Source organism: Sphingopyxis sp. KK2 (assembly GCF_001990265.1).
In the GTDB taxonomy this organism is placed as follows: Bacteria; Pseudomonadota; Alphaproteobacteria; order Sphingomonadales; family Sphingomonadaceae; genus Sphingopyxis.
Window position 1 is genome coordinate 1 of sequence record NZ_LYVN01000129.1, and the last position, 11590, is coordinate 11590.

Here is an 11590-nt window from a genome sequence, read left to right on the forward strand (position 1 = left end):
GCCGCGGGCAGCTTCCAGGGCAGCCTCGGCCAGCTCGCGGCGGCGGGCAGCGGTGCGGCGAGCGGCAACGGCATGTTTGCGGTCGAACCCGGCATGGCGGTGACCGACGCGCGCGGCAAGGTGATCGGCTATGTCCAGGATGTGCGCCAGACGGGGCGCGGCGTGGTGGAGGCGGTGACCGTCGAGGTCGGCGACCGTTTCGCGACGCTGCCCGCGGCAAGCTTCGCCGGGTCGGGCGACGTGCTCGTCACCGGCATGACCAAGGGTCAGCTCAAGGATGAGGCCAAGGCGCAGGAAGCGAACCCCGCGCCCGCGCCCGAACCGCGCGAGGGCGACCAGCGCTGACTGTCCGAAAAGGAAGGGGCAGCCGGCATGACCCCAGGTCGCCGGCTGCAAACTGGGCGGGCCGTTCGCGGCCCGCCTTTTTTCAATAGCTGCGCGGCATTCCCAGCACATGCTCCGCCACATAGGACAGGATCATGTTCGTGCTGATCGGCGCGACCTGATAGAGGCGCGTTTCGCGGAACTTGCGCTCGATGTCATATTCGGCGGCGAAGCCGAAACCGCCGTGTGTCTGGATGCACGCCTCGCCCGCCGCCCAGCTCGCCTCGGCGGCGAGCATCTTGGCCATATTCGCCTCGGCCCCCGCATTCTCGCCCGCCTCATATTTGGCGATGCCATCGTGGACGAGCAGTTCGGCGGCGCGCATCTGGGCATAGGCGCGCGCGATCGGGAATTGCACGCCCTGGTTCTGGCCGATCGGGCGCCCGAACAGCACCCGCTCCTTGGCGTAACTTGAGGCTTTCTCGATGAACCATTTCGCATCGCCGATGCATTCGGCGGCGATCAGCAGCCGCTCAGCATTCATGCCCGAGAGGATGTAGCGGAAACCCTTGCCCTCCTCGCCGATCAAATTCGCGGCAGGGATGCGCATATTGTCGAAGAAGATTTCGGTCGTCGCATGGTTCATCATCGTGTCGATCGGCCGGATCGACAGCGTGCCCGCGGCGAGCGCCTCCTTCATGTCGACGAGGAACACCGACAGGCCTTCGGTGCGGCTCGCCGCCTCTTCGCGCGGGGTGGTGCGCGCGAGCAGGATCATCAGGTCGCTGTGCTCGGCGCGGCTGGTCCACAGTTTCTGGCCGTTGACGACATATTCGTCGCCGTCCTTCTTCGCGACGGTCTTCAGGCTCAGCGTGTCGGTACCGCTCGTCGGCTCGGTGACCCCGAACGCCTGCAGCCGCAGCTCCCCGGTGGCGACGCGCGGCAGGTAGCGCGCCTTCTGCTCCTCCGACCCGTGGCGCAGCACGGTGCCCATCACATACATTTGCGCATGCACCGCGCCGCCGTTGCAGCCCTGGCGCTGGATCTCCTCGAGGATGGCCGCTGCGGCGGAAAGCGGCAGACCGGCGCCACCATATTCTTCTGGGATCAGCGCGGCGAGATAGCCCGCCTCGCCGAGCGCCGCGACGAACTCGCTGGGATATTCGCGGACCTTGTCCTTGGCCTGCCAATAGGGGCCGGGGAACTGCGCGCAGAGCTTGGCGACCTCTTCGCGGATATCCGAATAATCGTGCATCACGCCGCCTCGAAGATCGCGGCGATGCCCTGGCCGCCGCCGATGCACATGGTTTCGAGGCCATAGCGCCCGCCGCGCCGATGCAGTTCGCGGGTGAGGTTGGCGAGGATGCGGCCGCCCGTCGCGCCGATCGGATGGCCGAGCGAGATGCCCGAGCCGTTGACGTTGAGCATGCCCAAGCGGCTGTCGTCGTCGGACCAGCCCCAGCCCTTGAGCACCGCGAGCACCTGCGGCGCGAAGGCTTCGTTGAGTTCGACGAGGTCGATGTCGTTCCAGCCGAGGCCATTGCGCGCGAACAGCCGCTCGACCGCCGGGACGGGACCGATCCCCATGCGGCTGGGGTCGCAGCCCGCTGCCGCCGAGCTGTGATACCAGGCTATGGGGGTGAGGCCGAGTTCGTCGAGCTTGTCCTCTGCGACGACGAGGCAAGCCGCCGCGGCGTCATTCTGCTGGCTCGCATTGCCCGCGGTGACGACGCCGCCTTCGAGCGGGCGCAGCTTGCCGAGGCTTTCGAGCGTGGCGTCGGCGCGATAGCCCTCGTCATGGTCGAAGACGACCGGATCGCCCTTCTTTTGCGGCACCGCGACGGGCACCAGTTCGTCGGCGAACAGGCCGTTCGCCCAGGCCGCCGCGGCATTCTGGTGGCTGCGCACCGCATAGGCGTCGCACGCCTCGCGGCTGATGTTGTAGTCCTTGGCCAGATTTTCGGCGGTCTCGATCATGCCGGTGATGACGCCGAAGCGTTCGACCGGCTGCGACATAACGCGCCCGCGCGTCAGCCGGTCGTGGAGGGTCAGATTGCCCGCGCGGACGCCCTTGCGGATGTCGGTGCTGTAATGCTCGACGTTCGACATCGATTCGACGCCGCCCGCGACGACGACGTCGGACATGCCGGTCTGAACCATCATCGCGGCGTTGACGATCGCCTGCAGCCCCGATCCGCAGCGGCGGTCGAGCTGGTATCCGGGCACCTCGATCGGCAGCCCGGCGGCGAGCCACGACCAATGGCCGATGCACGGCGCTTCGCCATTGCCGTAACCTTGCGAAAAGACGACGTCGTCGACGCGCGACGGGTCGATCTTCGTCCGCTCGATCAGCGCCTTCAGGATAACGGCACCGAGGTCGCCCGCGGTCATGCTCGAAAGCGCGCCGCCGAACTTGCCGACGGGGGTGCGGATGGGGGCGACGATGGCGGCGCGGCGAAGGGTCATGTCATGGCTCCGGGTGGGATGGTGTCGGTCAAAGTCTATCGGACGTAAATTTCGTCGTCACCCCGGACTTGATCCGGGGTCCCGCTATCCGATGAATGATTTGCTCCCGCCAACAGGCGGTACCCCGGGATAAGCGCGGGGTGACGGAAAGGAGCAAGTCGCATCCTAGATCACACCGACGATACCGGCGTCGACCAGTCGTGCGATTTCGGTGGATGGCAGCGAAAGGCGCTCCGCCAGTATTTCTTCGCTATGCTGGCCGTTGCGCGGCGCCGGGGCGGGCGGGCGGCGCTCGGCCTGCGGAATCGTCGCAAAGGCGCCCGCGGCGGGATAGGCAAAGCCGCTGGGGTTCGCCGCCGCACCGAAGATCGGGTTGTCCGCGACCAGCGCGGGGTCGTTCGCGGCGTCGAGCATCGTGCGATAGGGCGAATGGACGATCCCGCCCGCATCGAAAGCGGCGGCGAGGTCGGCATGATCGCGCGCGGCGATCGCCTTTTCGAACAAGGGATAGAGTGCGTCGCGATGATCGAAGCGCAGCCCGTCGTCCTTGGCGAAGGACACCCCGCGCGCCGCCTCGATCGCAGCGACAGCCTCGCCGAGGCCGAGGGCCGCAACGAGGTTCGCCCATTGGCGCGGCGTGACGACGACGATCATCGTGCGCTCGCCGTCGCGCGTGACGAAATCGCGCCCGAACAGGCCATAGACGGCGTTGCCGAGGCGAGGACGATTGTCGCCGCCATACATCACCTCGGCAATGCCGCCGAGGTTGGCGACGGTGCCGATCGCGATGTCGGACAGCGGCAGCCTTACTTCGCCGCCTTCGCCGGTCGCGGTGCGGCGCTGGATCGCCGCCATCAGCGCAAAGGCGGCATAGGCCCCGGTGAGCAAATCCCAGGCGGGCAGGACATGGTTGACCGGCTCGGGGCCATTGCCGGTCAACATCGGATAACCGACTGCATTGTTCACCGTATAGTCGAGCGCCGGCGATCCGTCGGCCCAGCCCATCACGCGCACGGTGATCAGGTCGGGGCGCCCTTCCGCTAGCAGTTCATGCGACAGGAAGCCGCCGACGGGGAAGTTGGTGACGAACTGCCCGGTCGCGCGCACCAGTGCCTGCAGCAATTCGCGCCCCTCGGGCCGGCCGAGATCGAGCGCGACCGACTTCTTCGCGCGGTTGAGATTCTCCCAATAGAGCGAGTCATTGTTGTCGGTCACCGGCCAGCGCCGGAAATCGGGGCCGCCGCCGATCTGGTCGACGCGGATCACCTCCGCGCCCATCTGCGCAAGATAGAGCCCCGCGGTGGGCGAGGCGACGAAGGACGACGCCTCGATGACCGACAGATTGGGGAGGAGGTTATACATCAGGCATCCGCGCGCCCGATGATCGCGATCGACGACACATTCTGGTTCGGCATCCCGCCCAGATTGTGGCTCAGCGCAAACACCGGATTGTCCTGCCGCTGGCGCTCGCCGGCGCGGCCCAGGATCTGCAGGTAATTCTCATAGATCATGCGCAGCCCCGACGCGCCGATCGGATGGCCGAAGCATTTGAGCCCGCCGTCGATCTGGCACGGGATCGACCCGTCGCTATCGTAAAAGCCGTCGAGCACATCGCGCCAGCCCTGGCCTTCCTTCGAGATATGGAGGTCTTCCATCGTCACCAGTTCGGTGACCGAGAAACAGTCATGGACCTCGATCAGGCTCAATTGCGACCGCGGATCGGTGATCCCCGCCTCGTCATAGGCCTTGGTCGCCGCGACGCGCGTCGTATGGAAATAGCTGCCGTTCCACCCCTGCGCCTGCATTTCCCAGCCGTTCGACGTCGCAAGCTGGAGCGCCTTCACCGTCACGATGTCGGTCTTGCCCAACGCACGCGCGATTTCGGGCGTGGTGACGATCGCGCAGGCGGCGCCGTCGCTGACCCCGCAGCAGTCGAACAGCCCGAGCGGCTCGGCGATCATCGGTGCGTTCAGCACCTGATCCATCGTCACCGCTTTTTGGAGGTGCGCCTTGGGGTTTTTCGCACCGTTCGCATGGCTCTTGACCGAGACATGCGCCATCGCACGCTTGAGGTCGTCCTTGCCGACGCCATGCACACCCCGATACGCGCTCGCGAGCTGCGCAAAATTGCCCGGGGCCGATCCGGTGATCCCGACCATGTCGTGCGTCGTCCCGCGCGTGCGGACGGGCAGGCCGCCATAGCCGGTGTCTTTCAGCTTCTCGGCGCCCATCGCGAGCGCGATGTCGCACGCGCCCGAGGCGACGGCATAGACCGCGCCGCGAAAGCTTTCGGTGCCGCTGGCGCAGTAATTTTCGACCTTGGTGACGCCGATGTCGGGAAGGCGCAGCGCGACCGCGAGCGGGATGCCGCTCGGCCCGATATTCTGTGCGTCGAACGCGGCGCCGAGCCAGGCGGCGTCGATCTGGCTCGCCTCGATCCCGGCGTCGGCCATCGCCTCCTCATAGGCCTCGAGCATCAGCTGATCCTCGTCCTTGTCCCAGCGTTCGCCGAACTTGGCGCAGCCCATGCCCAAAATGGCGACCTTGTCGCGGATACCCTTGGCCATAACCTATCCTTCCAAAGCAACGTCCCTCTCCCCTTGAGGGAGAGGGTTGCGAAGACTTGGCAGCTTGCTGCCTAGTCGTAGCTGGGTGAGGGGTTGTGGTCGCTTGCGACCACGCGAGCCTCTGGCTCGCAACCCCTCATCCAAGTCCGGCTAGTTCGCTTCGCTCACAAGCCTCCCTATCCTTCTCCCTCAAGGGGAGAAGGTCTAAAACGCCGGCGCGGCTTTCCAGAAATACCGCCTGAACCCGCGATTCTCGTCGAACGCCTTGATGCGGAACATCATGCGCAGATCGGCGCCCACATCCAAAGCATCGCCCGCGAAATCGGTGAATTCGGTCATCATGCGCCCGCCGCCGACAAAGTCGATATTGCCATAATAGCTCGGCGGGTCGGGCGAGTAGGTGAGCGCGTCGGCGGTCCAGGTCATCACCTTCGCCGGCACTTCGGCGAGCGGATAATCTTCTTGCGTGCCGACCGCATGGTCGTTGGCGTTGACGCTCACTTCGCTCTTCGGGAACTGCACCGTCCCGGTCTTGCTGCAGCGCCCGCCGACGAGGCCGAGCACCGCCTTGCGGTTGCGCCACAGCGCGGTCAGCGCGGTTTTGCTGTCATGCTCGGCGCGCGCCCCGCGGTCGAGCTGGAGCAGCCCGCGGTGGAAGAGATATTTGGCGTAATTGGTCGATTCGATCCGCCGCGCGAGCCAGCCCGAAAGCCCAAGCCGCGGCTTCACCGACCCGATCGCGCCGGTGACCTCGAACAGGATCAGGTCGCAGCCCTGACCGAAGCTCGCGAGCAGGATGCGTTCGCCCGCCTTCGCCTTTTCGAGCGCCGCCACCAGCATTACCAGCGCATGCGCCGCGCCCGCATGGCCGAGGCTGGCGCCCAGCGTGTCGGCAACCGCGCCCTCGCCGATGCCCGCCTTCTTCGCGAGCATCTCGGGCACGCCCTTGACCGCCACGGGAACGAGGAAATGGTCGATCGCCGCGCCCTCTACGCCCGCCTTTTGCAGCAGCGCCGCGATCGCGGGGTTCATGATGCGCGCGAAGCCCTCGTCGCGCACCCAGCGCGCTTCCCAGTCATAGTCGTGCGCCTCGCCCGCTTCGCGGAAATGGTCGACGAAATCCATCGTGACGCTGTGGCTCGCGACGAGCTTTGCGATCGGCGTGCCGGTGCCGACGATCACCGCCGCGGCGGCATCGCCGCTCGTCATCTCGCGCTCGGACGCGGGCTTGGGCGTGGTGATTTCTGCCGCGGTCACCAGCGTGGTTTCGTTGCCGCCAAGCGCGGCGAGCAAGGCAGAGGTCGCCGCCCGCTGCGATCCCGCAACGTCGATCGCGCCGACCGCGTCGGGCAGATTCAGCGCCTCCTTGACGATCCCGGCATTCTGGCGGTCGGCAAAGGGCAGCGTGGTCGAGGCGATGGCGACACGCTGGACGGTCGCGCGGTCGATGCTGTCGAGCGCATCGCGTGCGGCCTCGAGCGCCATGGTGACGCTGTCCTCGTCCCAGTTGGCGACCGCCTTCTCGCCCTTGGCAAGCCCGCGCAGCCCGCCCGCGAACCAGCCGTTCGTCGCATGGATGGCGCTGCGCTGCAGCCGGGTGATCGGCACATAGGCGCCGAAGGACAGGATTCCGAACTCGCTCATGCTGTCTCCGCATAGCCGTTGGTAAAGACAATCTTGTCGCGCTCGATCACGCGGGCGCGGAAGGCGAGCTTGCCACCCCCTTCGTCCCAGATCGAGGTCTCGATCGTTTCGCCAGGATAAACCGGCGACGAAAAGCGTCCGTCGAGCCGCTTGAGGCGCACCGGCTCGTTGCCGCAGCGCGCCGCGAGCAACGCCCGCCCGATCACGCCATAGGTCGCAAGGCCATGCAGGATCGGCGCGTCGAAGCCGCCCGCCTTGGCGACGTCGGGATCGATGTGCAGCGGGTTGAGGTCGCCCGACAGCCGGTAAATCTGCGCCTGGTTCGCGGCGGTCGCCAGCGTGACGACAGCGTCGGGCGCGCGGTCGGGCAGCGCGTGCGGCACCGGCGCGCCCTCGGCCGATCCGCCGAAACCGCCGTCGCCGCGCAGGAAGGTCATCGAGCGTGCGGTCGCGAGATGCATGCCCGCGCCGTCATGAATCTCGCGCGTCACCATCGCCAGCGCGCCCTTGTCGGCACCCTTGTCATAGAGCGCCTCGATCACCGTTGATCCGGTGATCTCGCCCTCGACCGGCAGCGGGGCGTGGAGGATCGTCGACTGCTCGCCGTGCAATATCTTCTGCCAATTGGCGCCGAGCGCCGGGTCGCGCCAGATGAAGCCCGGATAGCCGAGCGTCACTGCCATCATCGGCAGCGCCTTCAGCCGTTCCTCGAACAGGAAGTCGAGTTCGCTCGCGCCGACGCCGAGCGCATAGAGGATCGTATCGCGCGGCGTCAGCACCTGCCGCGTGACGATCGGCGGCATCGACAACAGCTTGTCGGGGTCGATCGCCATCAGATCGGGTCGTAGCCGAACACATCCCCCGAACGCTCGGCCGGATTGGCGAAGCTGCCGCGGAAGGCCGGAAGCATTTCGTCGGCGATCGCCTGCGCCGTCCAGCCCTCATTCTTCTGCATCGAACGGATCGGGCGCGGCTTCGAGAAGAGGAAGATCTCGTTTTTGCGCACCCCGAACACCTGGTTCGATACCTCCTGCGACGCGTCGCTCGCGAGGAAGGCGACGAGCGGCGCGATCTTGTCGGCGGTCATCGTCTTCATGCGCTCGATGCGCAGCGCCTCGGCCTCGTTGGTCGCGGGGATCGTCGCGATCAACCGGCTCCACGCAAAGGGCGCGATGCAGTTCGAGCGCACCCCGGCGCGCGCCATGTCGAGCGCGATCGACTGCGACAGCCCGACGATGCCCAGCTTCGCCGCCGAATAATTGGCCTGGCCGAAATTGCCGATCAGCCCGCTGGTCGAGGTGAAATGGATGAAGCTGCCCGAACCCTGATCGCGGAAATAGGGGGTCGCTGCCTTCGACACGTTGAAGCAGCCGTTCAGATGAACGTCGATCACCGCGTTCCAGTCCTCATGGCTCATCTTGTGCCAGATGCGGTCGCGCAGGATGCCGGCATTGTTCACCACCGCGTCGATGCGGCCAAAGCTCTGCACCGCATCCTCGATGATGCTCGCCGCGCCCTTGGGGTCCGACACGCTCGCGCCGTTCGCCAGCGCCTTGCCGCCCGCGGCCTTGATGTCGTTGACCGTTTCCTGCGCGGGGGAGAGGTCGGCGCCTTCGCCCTCCGCGCTGCCGCCCAAGTCGTTGACGACGACCGATGCGCCTTCCTTGGCGCAGAGCAATGCGATCTCGCGCCCGACGCCGCGTCCCGCGCCCGTCACCGCGACCACCTTGCCGTCCAGCATACCCATGCGACTCTCCCGTGATTCTTGGCCCGTGATTATATTGCGATCCGGCTAGTTGAGCTTTTGGCGATATTCAATATAAAGAATATCGTTTTCATATTTGTGAAAAGGACAAGCGTGTGGCGGGTGAGGTTCGGTCGGTTTCGCAGGCGTTCACGGTGCTGCGCCTGCTTGCCGACAGCGAGCCGCTGACCTTGTCGGATATCGGGCGGTCGCTGGGACTCGGTGCATCCTCCTGCTTCAACCTGCTCGGGACCCTGGTTGCCGAGGGCGCGGTGGTGCGCGACGCGCCGGGCAAGCGCTATCGCCTCTCCGACGGCTGGGCGCGCGCCGGGCTGCTGCGCGATGGCGACGCGCGGCGGATGGTCGACGCGCTGCGCCCCGCGATGGCGCGCTTCGCGCAGGCGTATGAGGTCACCGCCGGGCTGTGGCAGGTCGCCTCGCGCGACCGGCTGCAACTTGTCGCGCACGCCGAGAGCAAGGCGGTGCTGCGCATCCACCTCGCGCAGGGGCAGCGCCAGCCGCTCGGCGGCGGTGCCGTCGGGCGCGCGATCGCGGCGGCGCAGGCGCCGGGCGAAGAGGAAATCGCGCGGCGTTTCGCCGGGGTGCGCTGGGAAAGGCCGATCGCCTTCGCCGATTATCGCGAGCAGGTCGAACTCGCGGGCCGGGCGGGTTTCGCGGTCGACGACGGCTTCACCCATATCGGCATCTGCACGCTCGCCGCGGTCATCCCGCAGCGCGGCGCCGAATATTGCCTGTCGGCGAGCTGCTTTGCCGGGGTGCGCAAACCCGCCGACCTCGCCGCGCTGGGCCGCGCGCTCGTCGATTTGGCCGGGACGGCGTCGGCTTAGAGACCCGCTTCGGCGAGCAGCGCCTTCGCCTCGGCGCCCTGCCAGTCGATCGCTCCGACGACGCGCCAGACTTCGCGGCCCTCGGCATCATAGAGGACCGTCGTCGGCAGCGCGCTGTTATAGGCGATCAGCAGGCCGTTCTCGGGATCGATATAGGGCTGGAGCGTCGACAGGCCCGCCTTCTGGAACCAGGGGTCGACGATTGCGGCGCCCTGCCGGTCCTGCGCGACCGCGAGCACGGTGAGCGTGTCGGCGCGCGCGGCGGCGAGCTTGTCGAGCGTCGGCATCTCGGCGACGCAGGGCGCGCACCAGGTCGCCCACAGATTGACGAGCAGGGGCTTGCCGCGAAACGCCGCGAGCGTAGCCGGCGCATCGTCGGGACCCTGGAAGGCCGCATCGGGTGCCGCCTTGCCCTTATGCTCGCGCACGACCTGGTGCGCGAAGCGTTCGACACCCTCGCCCTGCGCTTGCGCGTCCGAAACATTTGCTTGGCCCGGGGCGGGTTGCTCCCCGCCGGCCTTTTCCCTATCGCAGCCCGCGATCGATCCGGCCAGCATCAGGGCGAGGGTCATTGGGACAAGGCTTGGAACGCGGCGGATGGCGGATTCTCCGAACAGCAACAGCATGTGGGGCGGCCGCTTCGGTGCCGGTCCCGCGGCAATCATGCAAGAGATAAACGCGTCGATCCCCGTCGATAAGCGCCTGTGGGAAGAGGATATCGCGGCGAGCCGCGCGCATGCCGCGATGATCGGCGCCGCCGGGATCATCTCCGCCGACGATGCGGCCAAGATCGACGCCGGCCTCGCACAGATTGCCGCAGAGTTCGCGGCGAACGGCGTGCCGGTCGACCTCGCGCTTGAAGATATCCACATGACCGTCGAATCGCGGCTCAAGGACATCATCGGCGAGGCCGCCGGACGCCTCCACACCGCGCGCTCGCGCAACGACCAGGTCGCGACCGATTTCCGCCTGTGGACGCGCACCGCCTGCACCCGCATCGACGCCGGGCTGAAGGCGATCCAGACGGCGCTGCTCGCGCGCGCCGAGGAGCATGCCGACAGCATCATGCCCGGCTTCACGCACCTTCAGGTCGCGCAGCCGGTGACGCTCGGCCATCACCTGCTCGCCTATGTCGAGATGTTCGCGCGCGACCGTTCGCGCTTCGCCGACGCCGCAAAGCGTCTCAACGAATCGCCGCTCGGTGCCGCCGCGCTCGCGGGCACCAGCTTCCCGCTCGATCGCAACGCCACCGCATCGGCGCTCGGTTTCGACCGGCCGATGGCGAACAGCATCGACGCGGTCTCGGACCGCGACTTCGCGCTCGAATTTTGCGCGTCCGCTTCCATTGCCGCGATCCATCTCTCGCGCCTTGCCGAGGAAGTCGTGATCTGGGCCAGCCAGCCCTTCGGTTTCGTGTCCTTGCCCGACGCCTGGTCGACCGGCAGCTCGATCATGCCGCAAAAGCGCAACCCCGACGCCGCCGAACTGGTGCGCGGGCGCGCAGGGCTATTGCTCGGCGCCTTCCAGCGCCTTGCGGTGATCGTGAAGGGGCTGCCGCTCACTTATTCGAAGGATCTTCAGGACGACAAGGAAACGGTGTTCGGCGCCTTCGACGCGCTCGCGCTGTCGCTCGCCGCGATGACCGGCATGGTCGAGACGCTGACCTTCCGCACCGACCGCATGCGCGCGCTCGCCGCTTCGGGTTTCTCGACCGCGACCGACCTCGCCGACTGGCTGGTGCGCGAGGCGGGGGTGCCGTTCCGCGACGCGCATCATATCGTCGGCGCCTGCGTGAAACGATCCGAGCAACTCGGCGTTGAGCTGTCGGCGCTGCCGCCCGGGGAAGCCGCTGCGATCCATGCCGCGGTCACCCCCGCGGCGCTCGCGGCGCTCACCGTCGAGGCGTCGGTTGCCAGCCGCACCAGCTATGGCGGGACGGCGCCCGAGCGGGTAAGGCAGGCGATCACGGCGGCGCGCGCCGCGCTGGAGGAATAGGA

The 11590-nt window shown here is 67.2% G+C and carries 10 protein-coding genes and 1 pseudogene; 3 read left to right on the forward strand and 8 right to left on the reverse strand.

All coding sequences use genetic code 11. The features are described 5' to 3' along the window. Window positions 1-345: pseudogene (locus B1A78_RS22760) on the forward strand (hypothetical protein); the annotation flags it as partial. An 82-nt stretch (window positions 346-427) separates the two neighbouring features. Here the strand turns inward: B1A78_RS22760 and B1A78_RS17295 are convergent. The 7 genes from B1A78_RS17295 to B1A78_RS17325 form a co-directional block, all read right to left on the reverse strand. Then, complete coding sequence (locus tag B1A78_RS17295) at window positions 428-1579, reverse strand: acyl-CoA dehydrogenase family protein (RefSeq protein WP_077148158.1); 1152 nt, start codon at window positions 1577-1579, stop codon at window positions 428-430. After that, window positions 1579-2790 (reverse strand): acetyl-CoA C-acetyltransferase, encoded by a 1212-nt coding sequence (locus B1A78_RS17300; protein ID WP_077148159.1) that lies wholly within the window; start codon window positions 2788-2790, stop codon window positions 1579-1581. Before B1A78_RS17300 ends, B1A78_RS17295 begins: the two co-directional genes overlap by 1 nt. 165 nt (window positions 2791-2955) lie before the next feature. After that, on the reverse strand, window positions 2956-4152 hold the full coding sequence (locus B1A78_RS17305; RefSeq protein WP_077148160.1) for a CoA transferase: 1197 nt from the start codon (window positions 4150-4152) through the stop codon (window positions 2956-2958). Next, window positions 4152-5357, reverse strand: coding sequence for an acetyl-CoA acetyltransferase (locus B1A78_RS17310; RefSeq protein WP_077148161.1), 1206 nt, complete (start codon window positions 5355-5357; stop codon window positions 4152-4154). The genes B1A78_RS17305 and B1A78_RS17310 overlap by 1 nt, the downstream gene beginning before the upstream one ends. A 204-nt stretch (window positions 5358-5561) precedes the next feature. Continuing rightward, on the reverse strand, window positions 5562-7001 hold the full coding sequence (locus B1A78_RS17315; protein WP_077148162.1) for a 3-oxoacyl-[acyl-carrier-protein] synthase III C-terminal domain-containing protein: 1440 nt from the start codon (window positions 6999-7001) through the stop codon (window positions 5562-5564). Next, window positions 6998-7834 (reverse strand): MaoC family dehydratase, encoded by an 837-nt coding sequence (locus B1A78_RS17320; RefSeq protein ID WP_077148163.1) that lies wholly within the window; start codon window positions 7832-7834, stop codon window positions 6998-7000. The genes B1A78_RS17315 and B1A78_RS17320 overlap by 4 nt, the downstream gene beginning before the upstream one ends. Next, entirely contained in the window at window positions 7834-8748 is a 915-nt protein-coding gene (locus B1A78_RS17325) for an SDR family NAD(P)-dependent oxidoreductase (protein WP_372236898.1), read from the reverse strand. The genes B1A78_RS17320 and B1A78_RS17325 overlap by 1 nt, the downstream gene beginning before the upstream one ends. A gap of 113 nt (window positions 8749-8861) precedes the next feature. Here B1A78_RS17325 and B1A78_RS17330 point away from each other — a divergent pair, with 113 nt between their 5' ends. Then, on the forward strand, window positions 8862-9593 hold the full coding sequence (locus B1A78_RS17330) for an IclR family transcriptional regulator (protein ID WP_077148165.1): 732 nt from the start codon (window positions 8862-8864) through the stop codon (window positions 9591-9593). Here B1A78_RS17330 and B1A78_RS17335 read toward each other — a convergent pair. Then, window positions 9590-10165 carry a TlpA disulfide reductase family protein gene (locus tag B1A78_RS17335; RefSeq protein ID WP_083734270.1) on the reverse strand — a complete coding sequence of 192 codons (576 nt, stop codon included), beginning with the start codon at window positions 10163-10165 and terminating at the stop codon, window positions 9590-9592. The two genes, B1A78_RS17330 and B1A78_RS17335, sit on opposite strands and share 4 nt — an antisense overlap. A 52-nt stretch (window positions 10166-10217) precedes the next feature. Here B1A78_RS17335 and argH point away from each other — a divergent pair, with 52 nt between their 5' ends. Beyond that, the gene (argH, locus tag B1A78_RS17340) at window positions 10218-11588 is read left to right on the forward strand and encodes an argininosuccinate lyase (protein ID WP_077148167.1); all 1371 of its coding nucleotides are present in this window, start codon (window positions 10218-10220) and stop codon (window positions 11586-11588) included. Window positions 11589-11590 lie beyond the last annotated feature (2 nt).